Origin of the sequence: Pseudoxanthomonas sp., from assembly GCF_035999195.1 — a bacterium.
Taxonomy (GTDB): domain Bacteria; phylum Pseudomonadota; class Gammaproteobacteria; order Xanthomonadales; family Xanthomonadaceae; genus Pseudoxanthomonas_A.
Window position 1 is genome coordinate 2087185 of the sequence record NZ_DASYGY010000009.1, and the last position, 24230, is coordinate 2111414.

Annotated in this window: 19 protein-coding genes; 6 read left to right on the top strand and 13 right to left on the bottom strand. The window is 67.5% G+C overall.

From position 1 onward, the window contains the following. Window positions 1–29: 29 nt before the first annotated feature. Genes oleD through oleC form a run of 3 tightly spaced genes read right to left on the bottom strand, consistent with a single transcriptional unit; the run spans window position 30 to window position 4126 of the window. On the bottom strand, window positions 30–1031 hold the full coding sequence (gene oleD / locus VGN58_RS16720; protein ID WP_327484299.1) for a 2-alkyl-3-oxoalkanoate reductase: 1002 nt from the start codon (window positions 1029–1031) through the stop codon (window positions 30–32). Between the two features lie 12 nt (window positions 1032–1043). After that, window positions 1044–2480, bottom strand: a complete 1437-nt coding sequence (locus VGN58_RS16725) for a hypothetical protein (protein ID WP_327484300.1) — start codon at window positions 2478–2480, stop codon at window positions 1044–1046. Further along, window positions 2477–4126 carry an olefin beta-lactone synthetase gene (oleC, locus tag VGN58_RS16730; RefSeq protein WP_327484301.1) on the bottom strand — a complete coding sequence of 550 codons (1650 nt, stop codon included), beginning with the start codon at window positions 4124–4126 and terminating at the stop codon, window positions 2477–2479. The genes VGN58_RS16725 and oleC overlap by 4 nt, the downstream gene beginning before the upstream one ends. A 92-nt stretch (window positions 4127–4218) precedes the next feature. On the opposite strand from oleC, the gene VGN58_RS16735 reads away from it, so the two are divergent. Next, window positions 4219–4599: a YkgJ family cysteine cluster protein gene (locus tag VGN58_RS16735; RefSeq protein ID WP_327484302.1), complete on the top strand. Its 381-nt coding sequence runs from the start codon at window positions 4219–4221 to the stop codon at window positions 4597–4599. 252 nt (window positions 4600–4851) lie between these two features. On the opposite strand, the gene VGN58_RS16740 is transcribed toward VGN58_RS16735, so the two are convergent. The 5 genes from VGN58_RS16740 to VGN58_RS16760 form a co-directional block, all read right to left on the bottom strand. After that, a complete protein-coding gene (locus VGN58_RS16740; RefSeq protein WP_327484303.1) occupies window positions 4852–5742 on the bottom strand; it encodes an alpha/beta fold hydrolase in 891 nt (296 codons plus the stop codon). A gap of 21 nt (window positions 5743–5763) precedes the next feature. Next, a complete protein-coding gene (locus VGN58_RS16745) occupies window positions 5764–6924 on the bottom strand; it encodes a Fic family protein (protein ID WP_327484304.1) in 1161 nt (386 codons plus the stop codon). A gap of 132 nt (window positions 6925–7056) precedes the next feature. Next, window positions 7057–8073 carry a 3-oxoacyl-ACP synthase III gene (locus VGN58_RS16750; RefSeq protein WP_296281297.1) on the bottom strand — a complete coding sequence of 339 codons (1017 nt, stop codon included), beginning with the start codon at window positions 8071–8073 and terminating at the stop codon, window positions 7057–7059. Window positions 8074–8197: 124 nt separating this feature from the next. Further along, window positions 8198–8515, bottom strand: a complete 318-nt coding sequence (locus VGN58_RS16755; protein WP_327484305.1) for a DUF4156 domain-containing protein — start codon at window positions 8513–8515, stop codon at window positions 8198–8200. 105 nt (window positions 8516–8620) lie between these two features. Beyond that, complete coding sequence (locus VGN58_RS16760; RefSeq protein WP_327484306.1) at window positions 8621–11488, bottom strand: pitrilysin family protein; 2868 nt, start codon at window positions 11486–11488, stop codon at window positions 8621–8623. A gap of 142 nt (window positions 11489–11630) precedes the next feature. Between VGN58_RS16760 and VGN58_RS16765 the strand changes: the two genes are divergently transcribed. The 3 genes from VGN58_RS16765 (at window position 11631) to trmL (ending at window position 13703) form a co-directional block, all read left to right on the top strand. Further along, on the top strand, window positions 11631–12335 hold the full coding sequence (locus tag VGN58_RS16765; RefSeq protein WP_327484307.1) for an SDR family oxidoreductase: 705 nt from the start codon (window positions 11631–11633) through the stop codon (window positions 12333–12335). Between the two features lie 400 nt (window positions 12336–12735). Next, window positions 12736–13116: a hypothetical protein gene (locus tag VGN58_RS16770; protein ID WP_327484308.1), complete on the top strand. Its 381-nt coding sequence runs from the start codon at window positions 12736–12738 to the stop codon at window positions 13114–13116. A 107-nt stretch (window positions 13117–13223) separates the two neighbouring features. Continuing rightward, window positions 13224–13703 carry a tRNA (uridine(34)/cytosine(34)/5-carboxymethylaminomethyluridine(34)-2'-O)-methyltransferase TrmL gene (gene trmL, locus VGN58_RS16775; protein WP_327484309.1) on the top strand — a complete coding sequence of 160 codons (480 nt, stop codon included), beginning with the start codon at window positions 13224–13226 and terminating at the stop codon, window positions 13701–13703. A 192-nt stretch (window positions 13704–13895) separates the two neighbouring features. Here the strand turns inward: trmL and VGN58_RS16780 are convergent, their stop codons facing one another. The 5 genes from VGN58_RS16780 to VGN58_RS16800 all read right to left on the bottom strand — a co-directional run bounded on the left by VGN58_RS16780 (window position 13896) and on the right by VGN58_RS16800 (window position 21472). Beyond that, window positions 13896–15161 (bottom strand): NAD(P)/FAD-dependent oxidoreductase, encoded by a 1266-nt coding sequence (locus VGN58_RS16780; protein ID WP_327484310.1) that lies wholly within the window; start codon window positions 15159–15161, stop codon window positions 13896–13898. After that, complete coding sequence (locus VGN58_RS16785; protein ID WP_327484311.1) at window positions 15158–15862, bottom strand: M15 family metallopeptidase; 705 nt, start codon at window positions 15860–15862, stop codon at window positions 15158–15160. Before VGN58_RS16785 ends, VGN58_RS16780 begins: the two co-directional genes overlap by 4 nt. A gap of 1 nt (window position 15863) precedes the next feature. After that, window positions 15864–17408 carry a serine hydrolase gene (locus VGN58_RS16790; protein ID WP_327484312.1) on the bottom strand — a complete coding sequence of 515 codons (1545 nt, stop codon included), beginning with the start codon at window positions 17406–17408 and terminating at the stop codon, window positions 15864–15866. A 109-nt stretch (window positions 17409–17517) separates the two neighbouring features. Further along, on the bottom strand, window positions 17518–20397 hold the full coding sequence (locus VGN58_RS16795; RefSeq protein WP_327484313.1) for a TonB-dependent receptor domain-containing protein: 2880 nt from the start codon (window positions 20395–20397) through the stop codon (window positions 17518–17520). 328 nt (window positions 20398–20725) lie between these two features. Beyond that, window positions 20726–21472 carry an N-acetylmuramoyl-L-alanine amidase gene (locus VGN58_RS16800; protein ID WP_327484687.1) on the bottom strand — a complete coding sequence of 249 codons (747 nt, stop codon included), beginning with the start codon at window positions 21470–21472 and terminating at the stop codon, window positions 20726–20728. Between the two features lie 184 nt (window positions 21473–21656). On the opposite strand from VGN58_RS16800, the gene VGN58_RS16805 reads away from it, so the two are divergent. Beyond that, the gene (locus VGN58_RS16805) at window positions 21657–23084 is read left to right on the top strand and encodes an SH3 domain-containing protein (RefSeq protein ID WP_327484314.1); all 1428 of its coding nucleotides are present in this window, start codon (window positions 21657–21659) and stop codon (window positions 23082–23084) included. Then, entirely contained in the window at window positions 23081–24178 is a 1098-nt protein-coding gene (locus VGN58_RS16810; RefSeq protein WP_327484315.1) for a dipeptide epimerase, read from the top strand. Before VGN58_RS16805 ends, VGN58_RS16810 begins: the two co-directional genes overlap by 4 nt. Window positions 24179–24230: the final 52 nt, after the last annotated feature.

A 24230-nucleotide genomic window follows, 5' to 3' on the forward strand; every position in this document is an offset into this window, starting at 1 on the left:
GAAGGCATCGGCGCCGTGGAGGGCCCGCATCACACGGGATGATCGCGCAGCCACGCGCGCAATCGCTCGAACCCTTCCTCCATCGACACCCGCGGCACGTAGCCGAAGTCGCGCCGCGCCGGCGCCATGTCGTACCAGTGCGCGGTGCTGAGCTGTTCGGCCAGGAAGCGCGTCATCGGCGGCTCGCCCTTCAGCGGCAGCACGGTCCACAACGTTTCGCAGACCGCGCCGATGCGGTACGCAGCCTTGAACGACAACTGCTTGTCCACGCGCGGCGCGCCGGCCGTTTCCAGCAACGCGTCGAGCAGTTTGCGCATCGGCCATGGCTCGCCGTTGGAAATGAAATAGGCCTTGCCCGCGCAGGCGGCACCCGGCGCAAGATGATCGAACGCATCGAAGTGCGCCTGCGCCGCATTGTCGATATAGGTGGTGTCGACGTGGTTCTCGCCACTGCCGACCACGCGCAACCGGCCGGCGCGCGCCCGCGACACCAGCCGCGGCAGGATCTGGTGGTCGCCCGGCCCCCAGATCAGCCGCGGGCGCAGTGCGACCGTCGCCAGTGTGGCGTCGTTGGCGGCCAATACCGCCTTCTCCGCGATCGTCTTGGTGGTGGCGTACGGCGCCTTGAAGCCTTCCCCGTACGGCACGTCGTCCGCGCTGCCGCCTTCGACCGGATGCGTGGCGCGATGCGTCACGCTGGGCGTCGAGGTATAGACCAGGCGGGCGATGCCGTGCGCGCGGCAGGCATCCAGCACGTTCTGCGTGCCGACCACGTTGGCGTCGTGGTAGCTCCTGTAGCTGCCCCAGGCGCCGGCCTTGGCCGCGTTGTGGAAGATCGCATCGACGCCATCGGCGGCGTGCCGCACCGCATGCGCATCGGCGAGATCGCCCTGCACCTGCCCTACGCCGAGTTCGCGCAACGCCGGGTAATAACCGCGATTGAGGCTGATGACCTCGTGCCCACGTTGGACCAGGCCGCGGCACAGCGCCTGTCCCAGGAAACCGCCGCCGCCGGTGACGAGAATCTTCATGATGCGGGTTCCTCAGGAATGCGATGACGGAGTGGGCGGGCGCAGCGTCAGCAGGCCGCGCGCGAAGAAGCGATGCTGGCGCTCGATTCGCGCCATCTCCTCGCCCGACAGCGCGTGCGCGGGACGGCCGAGCAGGTCGCGGAGAAGCGCGCATTCGGCAGCCTCCAGCACCGTGGTGGCGTAATCGTTGAAACACACGCCGGTGTCGAGGTCGAGACTGCGCACCAGCGGGCTGGTCGCCACCTCAAGCGCGTCGAAAGCGGGCACCGCCGGGGCGGCTTCGTCGAGCGACGTCAGCGCCTGCGCGAGATCGTCGCCGAAATTCTCCATCGACCAGGTCGCTGCGATCCTGTCACGCCCCCTGGCGCAGGCACGGTGCGTTTCTCCGGGTGCCGCCAGGTCCTGCGCGATCCGCTCGGCCACCGCGCGATAGGCGCGCAGGTCCGGCCCCCGTCCGGGCACGGGCGCCATGCCGGCGGTTTCCAGGACCTGGATGCCGTGGTCCGCGGGCAGCAGGTGACGATTGTTGCCAACGCCATTCGTATAGACCGGACAGCCCTGGTAGACCGATTCCAGCGGGTAGAAACCGAACGGCTCGGGGAAACGGTTGTACGCAAGCGCGAAGCGGCAGGCGCGCATGACCTGCACGACCGCGCGCTGGGTGAGGTGCGGCAGCGGCACGAGGAAATCCGCGCAGCGGAAGCCGGTTCCGGCGAGCAGGCCGTCGAGGGCGGCGTAGCGCTCGTGGCTGAGCGACGCATCGGAGATCAGCAGCATCACGTGCGGGGTGCCCGCCTCTCTCGCCCGCAGGTTGAGCCAGTACAGGATGGCGACGGTCGCGACGAGATCCTGTTTGTCGTGCTGCAGGGCATGGCCCAGCACCGCCTTGTCCGCCAATGCCAGCACACCGGGCGGCAGGTCGTTCCCCCGTGCGAAACCGGGATGGCCGTCGGGCGCTTCCACACACGGTACCGGCAGGCGCACGTCGCGCGTGACGCTGAAACCGCCCGGATTCAGCAGGCGGCGCCGGGTCCAGTCGGGTGTGGCGAACAGGGCACGCAGCACGGCCGCCTGATAGGGCGAATTACCCAGATGCAGGTCAACGTCGGGATTGGTCAGCCAGTTGCCTGTGCCGTACACCAGGCCGTGGTAAAGCACCACGTTGCGCCCGGCGTGCGTCCGGTCCGGCGGCAGCACCAGCGTGCCGGCGCCGTCGTACAGCGCGACGTCGGCGCGGGGTCGCCCCGCGTGGCGTGCGTATTCCGCCGCCAGGGCGAACGGCAGCATGGCTTCTTCGGTCCCGCCGCCGGCCAGCGGCGGCTGGAAGCTGTCCACCTGCATCCCGCGTGCTTCCAGCAGCGGCCGGACAGCGTCGTTGACATAGCCCACCGATCCCAGGAACGGCGGCCCGCCGGTGCGCGAGAGGAAGAGGCTGACCGTACCGGTCATCGTTGCGACTCGCGCGCGAACTGGCCGGCGGCCCATGCGGCCAGCGTCTCGCGGCCGATCTTGGCGTTGTGGCGGATGTCGACCGGGAAACCCCGATGCGGCAGGTAGGTGGTGATGCGCGAGGTATGCGGATGGCGCGCGGCGATGGCGCGCAGCTCGGTTTCCATCTGCGCCCGGTCGACGCTGGCGCCGGGCATCAGCTCGTAGCACAGCACCGGCCGCTGCCGGCCCGCATCGCCGACGCCGACCAGCGCGGTGCGGCGGACCTGCGGATGCGTGTTGAACACGGGTTCGACCTGCTCGGTGTAGAGCGGACCGGCGGCGGTTTTCACGCGCTGCGTCTTGCGCCCGCAGAACCACAGCCGGCCGTCGCCGTCGAACCAGCCAACGTCGCCCATGCGATGCACGATGCGCTCGCCGCCGTCGGGCAGCGCTTCGCGGATCTTGGCAAGGCGCGTGGCCGTCTCGCGGCGGAAGTAGGTGTCGGTGGCGGCGGGACCGGCGACGGTGATCTCGCCGATCCCGCCCTCGGGCAACACCTCGGCCCCGGTCCAGTCGGCGATGGCGTCATCGGTGATGCGGATGATGCGGACTTCGTTCGGCGGCACGGGGCGGCCGACGCAGGTGCCGGCGCCGGCTTCGGTCGCCGCGCGCGTGGCTTCCAGTTCGCGACCTTCGATGACGGCGACGGGCAGGCATTCGGTGGCGCCGTACGGCGTCCAGAACTGCGCGCCGACGGGCAGCAGCGTGCGGATCTTCGCCACCGTGTCCGGCGGCACCGGCGCACCGGCCGAGGTCACGCGTTGCACGGTGGGCAGCGGCGCGCCGTGGTCGGCGAGCACCTTCATCAGCGCGGGCGAACCGAACAGCTGGGTGACGCCGAAACGCGCGATGGCGGCGTGCAGCTTCCGCGGATCGGCGCTGGCGGGTCGGGTGGGATCCATGTCGGGGATCACCGAGGTCAGCCCCAGCGCGGGATCGAAAAGCGCGAACGGCGGGAACGTCGGCAGGTCGACACCGCCGGGCTGCAGGCCGAACGCGTTGCGCAGCAGGTCGATCTGGGCGACGAAATGGCGGTGGCGGTAGACCACGCCCTTCGGCACGCCGGTGGAGCCGCTGGTGAACAGGATGGCGGCGACATCGTCGGGCGAGGTGTCCGCGAGCTGCTGGCCCGCGCCGCTACCGCGCGCCTCGATCTTCGCCAGCGTGGTACCGCCCCAGCCCCAGCGCGTGCCGACGGTGACGATCTTTTTCGCCGACTTCGCCCAGCCCAGCACGCAGCGCGCGACGTGGGCCAGCGGGATGCCGATGAAGGCCTCGGGCTCGGCTTCGTCCAGGCACTGCTTCAGCGCGCGGCGGTCGATGCCGGGGTCCACCAGCACCGGCACGGCGCCGGCCTTGAACAGCGCGAACATCAGCAGGAAGAACTCCGGCGTGGGCCGCACCATCACGACGGCGCGGCTGCCGCGGCCGATGCCGTAGGCGCCCAGGCCGGCGGCGATGGCGTCGCTGCGGGCATCGAGCTGCGCGTAGGTGAGCGCGCGGGTGTAGCGGCCGGCGCCATCGGGGCAGCGCATGGCCACACGGTCGGGCTGCTCGCGGGCCAGTCGCGGAAGGCTGGCGGCGATGTTGCACGGATCGGTCATGCGGGCATTGTCGCCGCTGGGCGGTACTTGCGTCAGCCCGCGGCGTTGGCAGAATGCGCGTCCCGCCCGCGTCCTGACGCCCGCCCACGCCGATGCACCCCTGCCTGACCTGCGGCGCCTGCTGCGCCCACTTCCGCGTCAGCTTCCACTGGAGCGAGGCGGACCCCGACCAGGGCGGCGTGGTGCCGATCGAGCTGACCGAGCCGCTGCGCGTGCACGAGCGCGTGATGCGCGGCACGTCCCAGAAGGATCCGCGTTGCGTGGCGCTGGACGCCGACATCGGCCGCTACAGCCGCTGCACCATCCACGACCGGCGGCCCTCGGTCTGCGCGCTGGTGCCGGCGTCGCTGGAGTTCGGCGAGCGCAGCACACAGTGCGACAAGGCGCGGCTGGCGCATGGCCTGCCGTTGCTGGTGGACGCGGACTGGGTGGGTGTGGTGGAGGCGGAGAAGAACCCGTTGCCGGAGTTCTGACCGGCCATCGTAGAGCGGAGCTTGCTCCTTGCCTTCCCCGCGTCAGCAAGGAGCAGCCGAGCAAGCTCGGCTCTACGACAGCAGCGAATCGGTCCCTCATCATTTTGGGGACGACGGATCGATTCGACGGCAGGCGGTCTAGGAAGACTGGGTAGCCGGGTAAGCGCAGCGAACCCGGGATGCGATGCGGTGGCGCCTGGTTCCCCGGGTGCGGCCTTCGGCCTTCCCCGGCTACGCGCCCTCGGCAAGGATTCAATCCAGCGGATGGCGATCCAGGAAATCGCGGATCAGCGGCACCAGGATCTCGTGCTTGTCTTCCAGCACGTAGTGGCCCGCGTCTTCGTACGCATGCACTTCCGCGTTCGGCAACGCGGCGCGGAAACCGTCCAGGAAGTGCCTGTCGAACACGAAGTCCTGCAGGCCCCAGCCGAGGAATGCCGGCCGGTCCGCGAACGACGGCAGCGCCTTGCCGGCGGCGTCCAGCAATGGCCATGCCTTGTCCTGCGGGCCGAGCGGAATGTCCTGCATGAAGCGGATGGTGGCGATGCGGTTGGCCCAGGTGTCGTACGGCGCCACGTAGGCGCGGCGAACGTCGGCCGGCATGCGCCGCTTCACGCCGATCCACGACGCGCCGGCGGAAAACGCATTGAAACCGCGGACGATCCATTCGCCCGCCGCCCAGTCGCGACCCAGTGCGATCCGCCACGGCATCTTCTTCGCGGCCGGCATCGGGAACGCGGCGGTATTGGTGACCGCCAGGCGCTTCACCTGCGCGGCGTGCGAGAGCGCCCAGCCGAAGCCGATCATGCCGCCCCAGTCGTGCACGGCCAGTGTCACGGGGCCGGTGATGCCCAGGTGCTTCAGCAGCGCGGCGACGTCGTCCACGCGCGACTGCAGGGTGTACTCGTAGCGGCTGTCGTCCGGCTTGTCGGACAGGCCCATGCCGATATGGTCGGGCACGATGCATCGGTACTTGTCCGACAGCCCCGCCACCAGCGTGCGCCAGTAATAGCTCCACGACGGATTGCCGTGCAGCATCACCACCACCTCGCCATCGCGCGGACCTTCGTCGAGGTAGTTCATCGACAGGCCCGGACGGACCTCGAAACGTTTGGGATGGGAGGGGTAGCCGGGAAGGTTCATGGGATGGGTCACCACGTCATGTCAGAGGGGCTGTGCACCTTCACTCAGGATGTCGAGATAAGGTTGATAGGCAAAGATCATGTAGCGCTGCTTCCCCGTGATCTCACGAATGATGCCGAGCTTCCGCATGACATCAAGGCCGCGCGATATTGCCGGCTTGGAAAGGCCCGACTCATCGACCAGCCTGGGAATGGTACGTAGGGGATTGCGAGTGAACGCTTCATGCAGCTGCAACACCGTACCCGCGATCCTGCCGGTTGCCCGCAGACGTTCGCGATCGTCCTGAAACAGACGCAACAGTCGCTGCGCGGTGTCCACCGCTTGACCCGAAGTCGCAGCGACACCATCGAAGAAGAAGCGCAGCCATCCCTCCCAGTCGCCTTGCGTGCGTACAGCATCCAGACGCTGGTAGTACTCGTCACGCCGCGACTTGAAGTACAGGCTAAGGTAGAGCGACGGCTCATCCAGCAGTCCAGCATCACATAGCATCAGGACGATCAGAAGACGCCCCAGCCTTCCATTGCCGTCGAGGAATGGGTGGATGGTCTCGAACTGCACATGCGCCAAGCCAGCCCGTGCGAGAGGTGAAATGCCATCTTCGGTGGCGTGCAGGAATCGCTCTAAGGCATCCAGGCATTCGAGAAGGGCATCTGCCGGCGGCGGCACGAACTGTGCGCGGTCCGGACTCGGGCCTCCGATCCAGACCGGCGTCTTCCTGAATTCACCCGGCGCTTTCGAGCTGCCCCTCCCCCTTCGCAGCAGATGTTCATGCATCTCCCGCAGTAATCGCAGCGAGAGTGGAAATTCTCCGCGAAGACGCGACAGACCGTGCTCCAGCGCGTCCATGTAGTTGGACACTTCGCGTACATCGTCCAAGGGGACGCCGGGAGCCTCGTCCAGCTCGAAAAGCAGCAGATCGGACAAGGAAGATTGAGTGCCTTCGATCTGTGACGATAACAGGGCTTCCTTTCGCACGTACTGATAAAGGAACAACCTTGCATCAGGAAGAATACGCGTGATGCCCTTTAACTCGCCCAATGCCACGAGCGCACGGTCCCGCAGCACGACCAGAGCGTGATCCAGCTGCAGCGGAGGCAGGGGAGGCAGCGGTGCAGGAACGAATGCTTTGTAAGCTTGCCCGTTCAGACTGCTGAGAATGTAATTTCCGGTTTGCCGCTCCATACATCCCACCATCCATCTAAGTAACGAATACTATTATTTTCGTTACTTAAATGGAAGGCGAGCTTCTTGAGGATCGCTACCGTTACTTAGGCGGTGATGGTGGATTTTAAGTAACGGCTGATTCGCCTGTCGTTACCACTCCACCTCGGCCATCGTGCAGTTCAGGCCCGAGCCGATGCCGAGCAGGGCGATGCGGTCGCCCTTCTTCAGCTTGCCCAGTTCCTTGAGCTTGCTCAGCACGATAGGCACGCTGGCCGGGCCGATGTTGCCGTGTTCGGTGAAGATGGTCATGACCTTCTTGGGGTCGATGCCGAAGGACTTCACGAACGCCTGCGTGTGCGGACGGCTGACCTGGTGGATGACGAACTGGTCCAGTTCGTCCACCGCCCAGCCCAGCGCGACCTTCGCGGCGGCGAAGGTCTTGGTGGCCAGCTTCATGCCCTCGATCAGCAGCATGCGGGTGTCGGTGACCATGCGGTCCAGGTTGCCGCGGCAGAGCTTGTTCCACTCGGTGGCCGAGCGGGTCACGCCACCCTTGTAGCGCGGGGCTTCCGGAGCCAGCGCACGGCGCGTCAGCACCATCGCCACGGCACCGCAGCCCAGGGTCAGGGCGGCCAGTTCGTCGCGGAACTGCTGCTCGGTGACGTCGGGCGCGTTGAGGCGCTCGATGGTCTTCTCGTATACCAGGTTGGCGGTCTCGCCATCGACGACCAGCGCGTAGTCGATCTCGTCGCGCTCCAGCATGCGGGCGGCGATGTCCATGCCGTTGATGAAGGCGAGGCAGGCGTTGGCCACGTCGAAGGTCTGGCAGTGGTCGCCCACGCCCAGGTTGCCGCAGACGATGCTGGCGGTGGACGGTTCCAGGTAATCGCGGCTGACGGACGTGTTGACCACCAGGCCGACCTTGTCGGCGCCGATGCCGGCGTCGGCCAGCGCCTTCTTCGCCGCCATCGTGGCGGCGTCGGAGGCCTGAGTGTCGTCGTCCCACAGGCGGCGGGCGTGCACGCCGGCCACGTCGTTCAGCACGTCGGTCTTGATGCCCAGGCGGTCGAGCGTGGGCTGCAGCCGGGCGTTGATTTCGGCGGACGTCAGCGTGTGCGGCGCATCGATGTGCGCCAGTCCCGCGATGGAGACATTCTTGAAGAGCATCGAGGTTAGCGCCAAGGCTCAGGCGAGGGGGCCGACAAGGGTAACGGCTTCCCGCCTTCACCGCATCTTTACGGGAGGGCGGCATCGGCCAGACCCGACTTCAAATGTGATTATCGTCACATTTTTACCTGCCGCAGCGATAGGCCGCGAACCGCTGTTCGCCATTGGCCGGATCGCCGAGCGCCTGCAGCGTGTCGGCCTGCAACCCGGGCGCCTCGTTGCGGGCCAGCGTTTCCAGCTCATCGCGCACCCGCAGTTCATTGCGCTCGTAGAACGCCACGCTGTCCTTGACGGAGACCGACACCTCGCCGCGCTTCTCGCAACCGGCGGGGGCGGCGCCGGGCGCCACCACTCGCACGGCCTTGGCGTTGGGCGCCAGGTGCACCCAGGTGCAGGCGGACAACAAGACGGTGGAAGCCGCAGCCAGCAGGACGAAACGCATCGGGATCACCTTGGTGTGAGTCGCGGCCATTCTGGCCGATGCCGGATGAATCGATCCGGGCCATGCGCCGCCCCTCGGCCACGGGGAGCGGCGCAAGCCACGGGCTTACTTCTTCTTGATGTTGCCGTCGGCATCCAGCTCGACCGCCTCGCCCAGTTGCAGCGCGCGGACCGAGTCGCCCACCTTGGACAGGTCGCCGACCACCACCCACGTCAGCGAGGACGGGGACAGGGTGGCGGCGGCCTTGGCGACATCGGCGGCGCCGATGGCCTCGTTGCGGGCCTTGTACTGCAGGATGTAGTCGTCCGGCCGGCCGTAGCGCTGGTTGGAGGCGATCTGGCCCAGCACCGCCGAGGCCGTCTCGTACGCGCCGGGCAGTTCCAGCGTGTTGGCGGCGCGGATCTTGGCGATCTCGTCCGGCCGCGCCGGGGCCTGGCCCTTGGCGAACTCGCTGATTTCCTTCTGCAGCTCCTTCATCGAATCGGCCGTACGGTCGCTCTGCACCGCGGCGCTGGCCCACCACGGACGCTGGCCGAGCGCATTGCGGGCGCCGCTGTAGGAGCCGTAAGCCCAGTGCTTGTTCTCGCGCAGGTTCATGTTGAGGCGCGAGCTGAACTGCCCGCCCAGCACACCATTGGCGAAGTCGAAATCGATGGTGCCGGCATCGCCGGTCGGCGGCACCAGCTGCGCGGCATACACGTTGGACTGGATGGCGCCCGGCTGGTCGATCAGGAACACGCGCGGCTTGGCGGGGTTGGCCACCGTCGGCACGGCGGCCAGCGTGGGCGCGTTGGGCGCCGACGTCCAGTCGCCCAGACGGGCTTCGAGCAGCGGCACGATCTCGGCCAGCGTGGTGTCGCCGACCACGGTGATGCGCGCCTGCGACGGCTGCAGCCAGTCGCGGTGGAACCCGACCAGATCCTCGCGCGTCAGCGAGGCAATGGAGGCCTCCGTGCCCGAGCCGGTGAACGGAATCGCGTAGGGATGACCGGCGCCGTACAGCAGCGGCGGCAGCGTGCGCAGCGCGGCGGTCTGCGGACGCGCCTTCTCCTGCTTGATGCCGGCGATCCAGGTGGCGCGCACGCGCTCGATTTCCGCCGGCGCGAAGGTCGGACGGCGCAGCACGTCGGCCAGCAGGTCCAGCGAGGGCGCCAGCTTGTCGGTCAGCGCCGACAGCCCGACCGACGCCGAATCCAGGCCGGCGCCGGTGGTCAGTTCGGCGCCCAGCGCTTCCTTGCGCGCGGCGAAGTCGAGCGCGCCGTACTCGCCGGCCCCCTCGTCCATCATCTGCAGCGCGAAGCTGGCGGTGCCCAGCTTCTTGCCGACGTCGGCCGCGTAACCGCCCGGGAATTCCACGTTGATCTGCACCACCGGCGTTTCGTGGCGCTCGGCCAGCGTGACCTGCATGCCGTTGGACAGCGTGGCGCGCTGCACGGCCGGGAACTTCAGGTCGGGGAAGGTGGTGGTCTTCGGCACGCCCAGGCGGCGGTCGACGTCGGTCTTCACCGTCTTGAACTTCGGGTCCACCGTCGGCGTGGCCGCCGGCGTGGTGGCGGGTGCCGCGAACACGGTCTCCGGCAGCGCCGAGGCCGGTGTCTCGCTGGGCTGCACCAGGATGGTGTGCGAGGCGCCGCTCAGCCACTTCTTCGCGGCGGCCTGCACCTCGGCCGGCGTGGCGCTGGCGTAGACGGCCAGTTCGTCCCGGTAGCAGTCGGGCTTGTTCTGATACACGGCGCACGAGGCCAGCACGTCGGACTTGCCGCCGAAACCGCCGATGCGCTCGATGCCCCGGACGAAGGCGGCCACGCCGGAGACACGCGCGCGCTCCAGTTCCTCGGCCGTCGGACCCTGCGCGATCAGGCGCTTGAGCTCTTCGTCCAGCGCCGCCTCGACCTTGGCCGGGTCGACGCCTTCCTTCACCGTGGACATGAGGAAGAAGGTGCCGCTGATCTCGCTGCTCCACTGGTAGGCGCTGGCCTGGTCGGCGATCTTGTCGCCGTGGACCAGGCGCGTGTCGAAGCGCGACGCGGCGCTGCCGCCCAGCACCTGGGCGAACAGGTCCAGCAGGGTGGCGTCCCGGGTCCCCATCTCGGCGACCGGCCAGCCCCGGTAGACGCGCACCTGCGGCACGCGGTCGGGGATGACCTCCCTGGTGTCGCGGGGATGCTTGGGAATGTTGGTCTTCATGTCCGCCAGCGTGGCGCTGGCCGGGATGTCGCCGAAGTAGCGCGTCACCTTCTCCTTCGCCGTAGCAACGTCGATGTCGCCGGCCAGCACCAGCACGGCGTTGTTGGGGCCGTACCAGCTGCGGAACCAGGTCTTCACGTCATCGAGCGTGGCGGCATCGAGGTCGGCCATGGAGCCGATGGTCTGCCAGCTGTACGGATGCCCGGCCGGGTACAGCGCCTCGAACATGCGCGCGCTGATGCGGCGGCCGTAGGGCTGGTTCTCGCCCTGGCGCTTCTCGTTCTGCACCACGCCGCGCTGCTCGTCCAGCGCCTTCTGGTCGATCGCGCCGAGCAGGTGGCCCATGCGGTCGGACTCCATCCACAGCGCCATGTCCAGCGCGGTGGTCGGCACGTTCTGGAAGTAGTTGGTGCGGTCCTGGTTGGTGGTGCCGTTCTGGTCGGTGGCGCCGACCAGCTCGAACGGAGTGAAGAATTCGCCGTCGTGGTTCTCGCTGCCCTGGAACATCAGGTGCTCGAACAGGTGCGCGAAGCCGGTGCGGCCCGGGGTCTCGTTCTTGCTGCCCACGTGGTACCAGATGTTGACCGCCACGATCGGCGCCTTGCGGTCCGTATGCACGATCACCCGCAGGCCGTTGGGCAGGGTGAACTCCTCGTACGGGATGACGATGTCCGCACCGACGGCCGGCGTTGCATACGTGGCGGCCGGGACGTACGCCAGGCCCCCGAGGGCGGCGGACAGGACGACGGCGAGCAGGGCGGCGCGGGGCCGGCGGGAAAGGGACATGGACACTCCTTCGATACTGAATGGGCCTGCAGAACCCCCGATGCTAGCCCCCGTCCGCGGTCATTACACTAGGCCACAAGCCATGACCTTCGGCACGGCCGTCGCCGCGCCGATGCCCTCGAACCCCTGACGCGGAGGCGACATGGACCGCAAGCACTGCCTGGTGACCGGCGCCAATCGCGGCCTCGGACTGGAACTCGCTTCCCAGTTGCTGGCCCGCCAGCGGCACGTGGTGGCGACCTGCCGCCATCCCGGCAAGGCGACGGCATTGAACCGGCTGGCCGGCGAGCACCCCGGCCGCCTGCATGTACTGCCGCTGGACGTGACCGATGCGCGCAGCCGCGACGTGCTGCTGCGCGAGTTGCCGCTGGTCATCGACGAAGCGCCGCTGCACCTGCTCATCAACAATGCCGGCGTGCTGCGCGGCGGCGAACGCTTCGGCCAGGTCGCCGCCGCCGATCTGGACCTCAGCTTCCACACGCACGCCAGCGGACCGCTCCTGCTGACCCAGGCGCTGGCGCCGCAGCTCGCCGACGGTGCGGTGGTGGCGAACATCTCCTCCGAGATCGGTTCGATCGCCCTGCGCCAGGAGTTCCGCACGCCCAGCTACGCGATCGGCAAGGCGGCGCAGAACATGGTGACGTCGCTGCTTGCCCAGGCGCTGGCGCCGCGCGGCATCAAGGTGGTCGCGCTGCACCCAGGCTGGGTGCGCACCGACATGGGCGGCGACAACGCCGCACTTTCCGTGGCGGACTCCGCCAACGGCCTGCTGCACGTGATCGACCACCTCGGCCTCGAGGACAGCGGGCGCTTCCTCGACTGGCAGGGCGACCCGCTGCCCTGGTGAAGCTGAACGTTCGCCGCGCACCTCCCTCAACGGCGCAACGCTTCCGAGTTGAACGGCATCCAAACCCGTGTGCACCGGATTGACCGGACACGGGGCGAAGCGGCGTGTTCGAGGTCACAAAGCACGCCCCGCTACGTCTGGATTCAAGCAGGACGGACAGCCGGACGGACAGCGATTCCGGAGAGCGGACACGCAGGATGCGTAACGAAACACATAAGAATCAACCACTTGAAGCTGGCATGGTTTCTGCGTAACCCAGAACAAGAACGCGCAGCACCCCATCAAAGCTGACTGAAGCCTGAATCAACTCACCAAAACAACCCGTTTTGCTTGATCGCTGCGTTTAGGTGTACTACCTTACTACCACACCACTCAACAACATCACTACAGAGGCATGACAATGAACGCCAAGAACCTCCTCCCCCTGACCGCCGCCGCCGTGTTCGCCCTGTGCGCCGGTGCCATGGTCGTCTCCGCCACGCACGCCGATACCTCCCGCGGCACCGTTGCCCCGGTTGCGCGCATCGTCGACCTGCCGACCGTCACCGTGACTCCGGACGCCGCCGACCTGGCGCACTACCAGACGTACAAGGACACCAAGATCGTCGACCTGGCCACCATCACCGTGACCCCGAGCGCCGACGAACTGGCCCAGTTCCTCGCCCAGCAGGCGGTGCGCGTGGTCGACATGCCGGTGGTCACCGTGCGTCCCTCGGCCGAGGACATGCAGCAGATCGCGGTGCAGGCGGGCGCGCTGGCCGGCCAGCTGGCTTCGCGCTGAGTCGCAAGCGGTACACGTTCCACCTGCGTCTTCACGCAAGCCGGCCGGCCGGAGTTCCACCGCACCCCCGCCCGTGAGGCCATGCAGCGCCGCGTAGAATGCGCGCCATGACCGACACCCTGGACATCGACGTCCTGCTGTATCAGCCGGAAATTCCCCCGAATACCGGCAATGCCATCCGCCTCTGCGCGAACACCGGCGCGCGGCTGCACCTGATCGAACCGCTCGGGTTCGCATTGGAAGACAAGCAGCTCAAGCGCGCCGGCCTGGATTACCACGAGTACGCCACGCTGCAGGTCCACGCCTCGCTCGATGCCGCCCTGCAGCGCATCCGCCCTGCGCGCCTGTTCGCGCTGAGCACGCGCGGCACCGTCCGTTACGACCAGCCCGCCTATCGGCCGCGCGACGCCTTCCTGTTCGGCCCGGAAACGCGCGGCCTGCCGCAGGAGGTGCTGGACGGTGTGCCGGAAGCGCAGCGCCTGCGCCTGCCGATGCGCCCGAACAACCGCAGCCTCAACCTGTCCAACACGGTCGCCGTGGTGGTGTTCGAGGCGTGGCGGCAGGCCGGGTTCGCCGGCGGCGCGTGACGCGCAGTTCGCCCTTGTGGGAGCGACGTAAGTCGCGAACGCCGACCGCAAGACACCATGTGCCCGGCCGGGCGCCCCTCAAGGCGAAGAAGGCTTCCACCTTGCCGAGAACGCGCGTCTCGATCGAGACGCGCTGACCACCGATATCTGCGATCGCGACTTACGTCGCTCCCACATCCACCGCCACATCGTTCATCCGAACCGCGCCAGCGCATACGGCGCCAGCGGAATCTCCGGCGCCTCGCCGGCCATCATCTGATCGATCAGCTTCCCCGTGACCGGCCCCTGCGTCAGCCCTAGATGACCATGGCCGGTCGCCACGAAGATGTCCTCGCCCGGCACGCGATCGATGATCGGCAGCGAATCCGGCGTGCACGGACGATTGCCGGCCCACTCGGACACCGGTTCGCCGGTGATGCCCGGAAACAGCTTGCGCGCTTCCGGATCGAGCCGGTGGATCAACGCATAGTGCGGATCGCGTCCCAGCGCGGTCAGTTCCTTGATGCTGGTCATGCGGATGCCCGCCTGCATCGGCGACACCACCATGTAGCGCTCGGCCCACAGTGTGGGGCGCTGCACGACGGCCGCTGTCTGCGGGTACATCAGGTGATAGCCGCGCGCGGGAATCACCGGGATCTTCAGCCCGAACGGACGCAGCAGCGCGTTGCTCCACGCACCGGCGGCCACGACCACGCGTCCCGTATGCACGGGACCCCGGTCGGTATCGATGCGATAACCCGCATCTTGCCGCACGATGGCCGACGCGCTGGCGGTCAGCGATGCCGCACCGCGCGCGCGCAGGTCGTCGAACAGGCGACGGCAGAATTCGCCCGGATCGCGCATCGCCAGCGACTCGCGCTGGAAGACCGCGCGCTGGAAGCCTGCGCCGATGCCCGGTTCCAGATCGCGCAGCTGCGCCGCGTCGAGCACGTCGAAGGCCACGCCGCGCTCGCGCATCAGTCCGCGCTCCCACTCGCCCTTCGCGAACGTGGCGTCCTCGCTGTAGACGTGCAGGTAGCCGGTATGGGCGATCAATCCGCTCGCGCCGATCCGTTCGCCGAGTTCCAGCCAGGCACCGCGCGACGCGGTGTTGATCGCGTGCAGCGCGTCGATGATGGGCAACACGTGTTCCCGGCGACCCTGACTCAGGAACTGCAGCAGCCAGCGCGCGTAGGACGGACTGACCGCCCAGTCCAGCTTCAGCGGTGCCAGCGGATTGGCGAGCATGCGCAGCGCCTTGACCACGATGCCCGGCGTGGACTGCGGCATCACGTTGCCGACCGAGATGGACCCCGCGTTGCCGAACGAGGTTTCGCCCGCCGGTCCCTTGGCATCGATCAACATGCAGGACAGTCCGCGATCGAGCAGGTGATGCGCGGTGGCCAGGCCGACGATGCCGCTGCCGATCACCGCGACGTCGGTCGTCCGCGGCGAGGTGGAGGAAGGGGAAGCGCTCATCGGATCGGAACGTCGTAGGCGGTGCGGGGGGTGGGTTCGGGACGGAAGGTGAAGTGCCACCATTCCATCGCATAGTTCTGGAAACCGTGCCGCGCCATCGCCTGGACCAGCTGCGCGCGATGGCGGCGTTGTTCATCGGTGATGGACGGATGCGCGGTGTTGGCGCGGGGATCGAAGAAATCGAACGGCGTGCCCATGTCCAGTTCCACGCAGTCGTCGTCCATGCAGCGCACCAGCGTCACGTCGAGCGTCGCGCCACGACTGTGGCCGGAGGTCTCGGCGATATACCCGTCCAGCAGGCTGGCCTTCTCGAGGTTGGGGTAGTACACCGCCTTGGTGCGCTGGTCGGCCGGATCGCGCGCCCAGCGGACGAAGTGCTGCACCGCGCGTACCGGGCGATAGCAATCGAACACCTTCAGCGACAGGCCTTCGCGCTGCACGTCCTGCTGCACGCGCGCCAGCGCCTGCGCGACAGGCGCCAGCAGCAAGCATTTCGGCGCCTCGTAACCCGTGATGGGGGTGCCGACAAAATTCTGGCCACCGGCATACCGGATCTCCTGTCGCAGCCCGGGCACGACGCTGCCGACGTCGACGAGATCCACTTCGGCCGCGCGTTGCGCCGGAGAGACCTGCACGCCCGGCGTCGACGCGCAGGCACCCAGCCACGGCAGCACGCACAGCAGCAGCCAGACGCCACGCATGTCAGCGGCACGCCTGCGTGCGTTGGAAATCGAGATCTGCATAGTCGTAGCTGAAGTCGGCGTCGGGATCGACATGCGACAGTGTAAGTCCGGCGCCGCCGCCAGCCGCCGCGGCGGCGAAGTGCAGCCATGGCTCCGCATCCACGCTGTCGTCGTCCCAGTCCACCAGCCAGCGTTCGCCCACGCGCATCACCGTGCCCGTCAGCATCGGCGAACGTGCGGCGGCGAACCGGACGCGATCGCCATCGGGACACAGCGTCACCTCGCCGAACCAGGGGTCGCGATAGTGCCCGGTCCATGCCCACAGCGATCGAATATTGGCGGTTTCGCGCGCGCTGGTGTCCGGCTCGGGTCTGGCGGCTCGATCGCCAGCGGTTTCCCGATCCAGCAGGTCGGCGTAGTGCGCCACCGTGGGCGAGGACTGGGGTGCGGTGAATTGTTTGGTCAGCACCTGTCCCAGCACCGTGCGCGCTGCTTCGCCTTCACCGTTGATCAGGATGACGATGCCGGCACGCTGGTCGGGCAGCAGGATGACGGACGAATACATGCCCGCCAGCGTGCCGGTATGCGCGACCTTCCACGCCCCGTCCACATCCGACAGACGCCAGCCGTAGCCGTACGCGGAGAAATGACTGTTGTCCCAGGCACGCATGCGCGCACTGACCGGCATCGGCATGTGGGCGGCCCACACGGCCTTGCGCTGCGCCGGCGACAGCCAGGCCGGGGTCGCGTCGGGCGACAGCCACATGCGCATCCACGCCAGCATGTCGTCCAGGCTGCAGCGGATGCCGCCCGCCGCCATCGAGGTGACGTTGGGAACGACCTCGCCGTCTTCACGGATGACGCGGTTGCCCTGCGCCGTGCGCATATGCGGCTGCGCCACGTTGCCGACCTCGGCGCTGTTCCATTCGCCGACCTGGCAGCGCGACAGGCCGAGCGGCCGGAACAGTTCGCGCTTCACCAGTTCCTCGTACGGGGCACCACCGGCCGCGGCCGCGACTTCACCTGCGACCACGTACAGCAGGTTGTCGTAGGCGTAGGTCGAGCGGAAGCTGTGCGTGGGTTTGAGATGCTGCAGGCCGGCGATGATGTCGTCGCGGGTGAACCGGTTCGGCTCCGGCCACAGCATCAGGTCGCCGGCGCCCAGGCCCAGGCCGCTGTTGTGGATCAGCAGGTCGCGGACCTGCATCTGCTGCGTGACCCACGGATCGTGCATGCGGAACTGCGGCAGATGTTTCGTGACCGGATCGTCCCACTTCAGCTTGCCGGCATCGACTAGGCGCGCGAGCACACCGGCGGTCATCGCCTTGCTGTTGGAGGCGATCTTGAACAGCGTGTCCCGGTCGATCTTCTCACCGCTGCCGGCTCGCAGCTCGCCCAGCGTGCGCGTGTAGACGACCTCGCCGTCGCGGATGACACCCACCGCCAGGCCGGGCAGCTGGTAGCGCTCGAAGGTCTGCTGGACGGCCGTGTCGACGCTGGCAGTGTCGGGTGCCGCATGCGCGGCGGGCGACCACACCGCCAGCAGGACAAGAAGACGCTTCATGGCATGACTCGGTTCCGCGTGCCGGCAGCGCCGGAACACGCATGCGGGAAGGCCGTCGCCGGCTGGCGGCGACGGCCCTGACCTGCGGGCGATCCGCTGGCGGATCAGGTCAGTCGAACTTGTACTCGACCATCAGCGCGAACGAACGGCCGCGCGGATCGGCGACACGCGGTTCCCACGCGGCACCGGACGCGAAGTCGTTCTGGTGCGCGGTGAACGGAGGATCCTCGTTGAGCAGGTTGCGGACGACGAGAGTGAACTTGGCGTTCTCCAGACCGGTCCAGCCGACGCTGTAGTTGTAGGTGATGTAGTCGTCGACGTCCGGGTTCCAGTCTTCCGGAATGAAGCTTCCGTTCCTGACGCTCACCGGCAACTCGTCCTTGTAGCCATCGCGGTAGATCTGGGTCAGCGTGTGCGACCAGTCGCCCTTGGCCCAGCTGAAGCCCAGGGTGTGCTTCCACTTCAGGGGCAGGCTGTAGTAACGGACGTATTTGCCTACCAGGTTGTCGCCGTAGGGCGAGCTTTCCAGCGCCTTTTCCTGGAAGTTGTCGATGTAGCTGCCATTGAGGTTGAGCCGCCACATGCCGCCGGCCAGTTCGCCAGTCAGGTTGGCGTCCACTTCCACGCCGCTGATCAGCGTGCCGCCGGAGTTGATGAAGCGGCGGTCGATCGCCACCACTTCGCCGCCCGCGTCGCGGATCCAGTTGTCGACGAAGAGGTCGTAGTTGGAGATCAGCGTGGCCTGGTTGGGCGTGCGGATGGTGTTGGTCCGCTCGATCTCCCACCAGTCGAGGCTGATGTTGAACCAGTCGCTCGGCGCGAACACCACGCCGAAGCTCTTCTGGTCGGACGTTTCCGGCTGCAGGTCGACCTTGCCGCCGGTGAGGATGGCCGGCTGGATGGCTTCGCAGCCCGGCACGGCAGGATTCGCCGCACCGGAAGGACAGGTCGCCGGATCGGCCAGGTCGAAGCCCGTGTACGGACTTTCAGTGACGCCACTGAACAGCTTGGTGAACTCCGGCACCTTGAAGCCTTCGCTGATCGCGCCGCGGAACGCCAGCGAATCGATCGGCTGCCACTTGAAGGAGAACTTCGGATTGATCGTGCTGCCGAATCCGTCGTAATCGTCGCGGCGCACGGCCAGGCTCACTTCCAGGCTGTCGAACACCGGCAGGAAGGCTTCGGCATAGACCGCCTTCACGTCGCGCGACACCTTGGGCAGGTTGTTGGTGGCATCGAACGGCGCACCGAAGATGTAGCTGTTGTCCAGGACGATGCCGTCCTTGGTCGAGCCGAACTCGAATTCCTCGCGGCGCAGGTCCACGCCGACCGCCGCCATCACTTCGCCGCCCCACAGGTTGAAGCCCAGCCCGCCGGAGAACGCCGCATCCAGCGTGGTGACCGTCGACTCGCCGCCATACAGGGTGACGCCCGCGGCAGAGGCGGCCTGCAATGCCGCCACGCCCGCCGGATCGTGCTGTTGCCCCGGCATCAGGAACGGGTTGAGCAGGCCGCTGCCCAGCACCGCCTTGAACGCGGGGGTGAAGTAGTAGCCGCTGCCCAGCACGGATTCGGCTTCGCTGGACGCGCGCGACAGGCCGACATCGTAGTCCCAGCTGCCGATGGTGCCTTCCATCCCCACCAGGAAGCGGTAAGCCTTGGTGGTGGTCTCGATCTGGCGCGGCCCGCAGATCTCGCAGCGCCAGCGGTAGGGAATCGGATTGCCGTAGACGAGGTTCGCGGTGCCGAAATAACTGGCCAGCGCGTTATAGACCATGTCGTAGGTGGCCTGGGTGTTCGCGTTGAGCGGATACCAGGTGCTCGGACCCAGCGCGGTGGCAGCGGTCGATGCACTGGAACTGATCTGCTGTGCCTCGAACTGGCGGTTGGATTCCGAGCGCGACGCCATCGCTTCGGCGTAGAAGCGATGGTTGTCGCTGATCTTGAACGTCGCACGACCCAGCGCCTGCATGCTTTCCTGCGGCTGCTGCATCACCTGCGCGGCCGGATAGTCCCAGGCGCAGGCGTACTTGGAATTCGCCACGCCCCACAGGCGGTAGGCGTAAGGCCCCATCAGGTCGCCGCCGGCTTCGCAGCCGGCAGCGCCCGGCAGGTTGAGGATGTTGATCAAGCCCTGCCCACCGCCCCCATCCGGATCGGTCAGCGTGCCGGTGATGATGCCGCCGGCCACATTGGTCACCGTGGCGAACGGCGTGCCGCGCGTATCCGGCGACAGGCCGCGTTCGGGCTGGAAGGTGTTGGAGAAATCGCGATCGGTGCCCAGCAGGATCTCGTTTTCGCGGTAGTTCATCGTGCCCCAGACGTTCCAGCCGTCCGCATCGATATCGCCCATGCCGCCGAGCACGCTGTAGGTGTAGATGTTGCCGCCGCCTTCCTGGGTCACGTCGAAACCGGCGTTGACGGTGATGCCCTGGTAATCGCTGCGGGTGATGAAGTTGATCACGCCACCGATGGCGTCGGTGCCGTAGACCGCCGACGCGCCGTCGCGCAGCACTTCGACACGATCGATGGCCGCGAAGGGAATGGAATTCAGGTCGACCGCCTGGCCACGCAGACCGTGGGTGGCGACGCGACGGCCATTGAGCAGCACCAGCGTGGCATCGGCGCCCTGGCCGCGCAGGTTGGCGCCGGACACACCGTTGTTGCCGCGCAGGTCGGCCGGTGCGATGCCCGCATTGGACGCCAGGCTGTCCGAGCCGTTGCTGGCGATGTTGAGGAACTGCAGCAGCTGCTCGGCCGAGGTGATGCCCTGCGCTTCGATCTCGGCCTTCTGGATGATGGTGATCGGCAACGCGGCTTCCACGTCGGTGCGCTTGATGCGCGAACCGGTGACCGTCACCGTGTCCAGGGTGCGTGCACCGGTGGTGGAGGGCTCTTCCTGCGCGAACACCACGCCCGGAATGGCCAGTCCCAGCAGGACGGCGGTGGCGAGATGGGTGGGCCTGGGCGAACGGCGTCGAGCGGACATGCGGATCTCCTCTGAAGTCTGGACGCGCGGTGCGCGCGACGGATGTACGGCAACTGCGATGCGCTCGACGCGCCGTTCCGGGTGCGACGCCCTCGTTTGCTCAGGCATGCGTCGCGGTCGTTCGTCGATCCCCGGCCCGGATGGCTCCCCATTCGCGCCTTGCTGCACATTCCATCCCGGATGCGCACCACAGATTGCCCAGTGAAACGGAACCACTCCGGCACCCCTGCCGGCAAAACCCCTGTGACGGCGGTGTAGCACGCAGCCTAACCGTAGTCAATAAATTATTCTTGCGCCGATAAAAAATCGACTTGAATATTCCTGCCCGTCATGGCGCGGACGCTGCGGGCGCCGTCAGGGCATGCAGGATGCGCAGGTCTTCCGCATCCAGTTCCGTGCCCTCCATGCCGCGGAAGCGGTGATGGAACGCACGCACCGTGTCGGCGCGGTTGTCGACGGAATAGCCGATTGCCTGCAGGGCCAGCCACGGGTCGAACCCCGGCGGCGGATCGCCGGCGTCGGCGGCCGGCCACACGCCGAAGCCCGCTTCCGCGAGGCGCTTCCACGGGAACAGCGGGCCCGGGTCGATCTTGCGCGACGGCGCCAGATCCGAGTGGCCGATGATCTGCGCAGGCGGAATGCGCAGGCGCTGGGTCAGGTCGCGCAGCAGCACGATCAGGCTGTCGATCTGCGCATCGGGGAACGGACTCTTGCCGTCGTTGTCGATCTCGATGCCGATGGAGGCATTGTTGACGTCGGTGATCGCGCCCCAGCGACCGGCGCCGGCATGCCAGGCGCGCTTCGTATCGCTGACCAGTTGGTAGACCTTGCCGTCCTTGCCCAGCAGGTAATGGGAGCTGACGCGCCCGCCACTGTTGCGGCTGCGCAGGGTGTCGAGCGATTGCTGGACCGAATCCTGTTCGGTGTAGTGCAGCACGATCACCACCGGCCGCCGTTCGTCGAAATTCTTCGACGGCACCCAGGTGGCCAGCGGATTGCGCGGGCCGGAATGGGCGCAGGCGCCCAGCAGCAGGATCAGCGCCGCGAGCAGGACGCGCCGCCAGCGGACGCGCATTCGTGCGCCGCCCGAGTCGATGTTGTTGCTGTCCACGCAGAACGCCCCAAGCCAACCGTCCTGGCTGTGTACCATGACCTCGGCGAGGGGGTCAATAATTTATTCTTGATTTTTTCAGATCGAGAAATAAATATTCCCCCTTCGCGCGGACATCGCGATGCGGAGGGGCGGGATGAAGGCAGGCATGCGGTGCAAACGCCGGCGCGACGGGGCGCGTGCGCGCCGCGTGGGGTGGCTGCTCGGCGCACTGCTGGCCATCGCCGGCGTCAGCCACGCCCGCGATGCCGTGCCGGACCACGGCGTCATCGGCGTCGCCGACCGGCACCTCTCGCCGGACTACTGGATCTCCCGCCAAGCGCACGCGGAGCGGCCACGCCTGACCCGCGCCGAGATCGCCGAGCAGAACGCACGCATGCAGGCCACCGACACGCACGTCAACGGACTGGAGGCGCTACCCGCGCAGCTGCGCGACGCCGACGTGCGGGCATGGCTGGTCCCGTTGTCGTCACCGCCGACACGCGCGCTCTACGACGCGCAGGGTCAGGTGCTGACCGCCGATCAGGTGAACCGCGTCGTCGCCAACGCGAACCTCGTCGCCATCCCCGCGCAGGCCCCTGCGCGCTACGGCCTGGTGGTGCAGCGCGCTGACCTGCGCACGTTCCCGACGCGCCAGCGCGTCTTCAGCAGCCCGGACGACACCGACATCGACCGCTTCCAGGAGAGCGCGCTGTTCCCCGGTACGCCGGTGGTGATCGCGCACACCAGCGCCGATGGCGACTGGTACTTCGTGGTGAGCCCGCTGTACGCGGCGTGGATCGAGAAGCGGTTCGTCGGCGAGGGCAGCCGCGACACGGTGTTCGGTTACGGCAAAGGCGACGCCGCGCTGGTGGTGACCGGCGCCACCGTGCGGACCGTTCACAACCCCGAGGAACCCGGCCTGTCCGCGCTGCAGCTGGACATGGGCGTGCGCGTTCCGCTGCTGGCCGACTGGCAGGCCGACAAGCCGGTGAACGGACAACATCCCTATACCTCCCACGTGATCCAGCTGCCGGTTCGTCGTGCCGACGGTTCGCTGGAGCTGCTGCCGGCCCTGCTGCCGCGGACCGCCGATGTCGCATCGGACTACCTGCCTTACACCGCCGCCAACCTTCTCCACCAGAGCTTCAAGTTCCTGGGCGAGCGCTACGGCTGGGGACACCGTTATGACAGCCGCGACTGCAGCGGCTTCGTGTCCGAGGTGTATCGCAGCATGGGCATCGTCCTGCCGCGCAATACCAGCGCGCAGGCAGTGAGTCCGGCGCTGGACCGCATCGGCTTCGACGCCGGCGACCGCCACGAGAAGCGGCTGGCCGTGCTGCAGACGCTGCAGGTCGGCGACCTGGTCTACATCCCCGGCCACGTGATGATGGTGATCGGCCACGACAATGGCATCACCTACACCATCCACGACACGACGGGCATCAGCTACCGCGATGCCGACGGCAACGTCGTCCGTACCACGCTCAATTCGGTGGCGGTCACGCCGCTGGAACCGTTGCTGTTCAACCCCGAACAGTCCACCGTCGACCGCATCACCGCCATCCAGCGCATCCGTCCCCAAGGGGCACCATGAAGATCACCGAGATCACCTTCGGCATGCTGCGCGTGCCGCTGAAAACCCCGTTCAAGACCGCGCTGCGCACCGTCGATACGGTGGAAGACATCGTGGTGATCGTGAAGACCGACACCGGCCACGTGGGCTATGGCGAAGCGCCGGCCACGGCGGTGATCACCGGCGATACCCACGGCTCGATCATCGAGGCCATCGGCAAGTTCATCCGGCCGCGCCTGATCGGCCAGGACATCGCCAACCTCAACCACATCACCGAGCTGGTGCAGACCGCGCTGGAGCGCAACACCAGCGCCAAGGCGGCGGTCGAGATCGCGGTCTACGACCTGTGGGCGCAGCTGTACGACGCACCGCTGTACAAGATGCTGGGGGGAGGCGATCCGGTCATCACCACCGACATCACCATCAGCGTGGACTACATCGACAAGATGGTGGCCGACTCCATCAGCGCAGTGGAGCGCGGCTTCGAATCGCTGAAGATCAAGGTGGGCAAGGACATCGGCCTGGACATCGAACGCGTCAAGGCCATCTATTCCGCCGTGGAAGGCCGCGCCCTGCTGCGGCTGGACGCCAACCAGGGCTGGACCGCCAAGCAGGCGGTGTTCGCCATGCAGCACCTGGAAGACGCCGGCGTGGTGCTGGAACTGCTGGAGCAGCCGGTGAAGGCGCGCGACCTGGAGGGCCTGAAGTACGTGACCGACCGCGTGCACACGCCGGTGATGGCCGACGAAAGCGTGTTCGGTCCGGCCGAGGTCATCGACCTGATCAAGATGCGCGCGGCCGACATCATCAACATCAAGCTGATGAAGACCGGCGGCATCTCCAACGCCATCCGCATCGCGGACATCGCCTCGCTCTACGGCGTGGAATGCATGATCGGTTGCATGATCGAGACCAGCATCAGCGTGGCCGCCGCCGTGCACGTGGCCGCGGCGAAGGCCAGCGTCATCACCAAGGTGGACCTGGACGGTCCGTCGCTGGGCCAGTTCAACCCGGTCGAGGGCGGGGTGATCTTCAACGAGTCGGAGATCACCATCACCGAGGCGCCCGGCCTGGGCATCCGCGAGATCCGCGGCCTGGAGATGCTGCCGGGCTGAGCCCGGCGGCGATGGCCCGTTGTCAGCCCCGTCTCCCGCCAGCACACTCACT